Annotated in this window: 1 protein-coding gene; it reads left to right on the top strand. The window is 45.5% G+C overall.

Annotated features, from left to right (window positions below):
• Positions 1-9 precede the first annotated feature (9 nt).
• The coding region (locus BTA35_RS17400; RefSeq protein WP_274378449.1) for a collagenase at positions 10-393 on the top strand (384 nt) is incomplete at its 3' end.

Genomic DNA, 393 nt, shown 5'->3' with positions numbered 1-393 from the left:
GAGCAGCATGTGGCCGCTTGTAGCAAAATGGGTTACGAAGAAGGGTATTTTCATCAATCTTTGGAAACTGGCGAACAGCCAGTCGTTGATGATCATAATGCACAGCTTCAAGTGAATATTTTTGATTCCAGCGATGACTACGGCAAATATGCGGGGCCAATCTTTGATATCAGTACCAACAACGGCGGCATGTACCTTGAAGGTGATCCGTCCAAGCCGGGCAATATTCCTAACTTTGTCGCTTATGAAGCGTCTTACGCGAACCCTGACCATTTTGTTTGGAACTTAGAACATGAATACGTGCATTACCTAGATGGCCGATTCGACCTTTATGGCGGTTTTGGTCATCCAACTGAAAAGGTAGTGTGGTGGAGTGAAGGCATTGCAGAATAC

Origin of the sequence: Oceanospirillum linum, from assembly GCF_001995095.2 — a bacterium.
Classification (GTDB): Bacteria; Pseudomonadota; Gammaproteobacteria; order Pseudomonadales; family Halomonadaceae; genus Oceanospirillum; species Oceanospirillum linum.
Note: the sequence above shows the minus strand (reverse complement) of the source record. Positions and strands in the feature narration are given on the sequence as shown.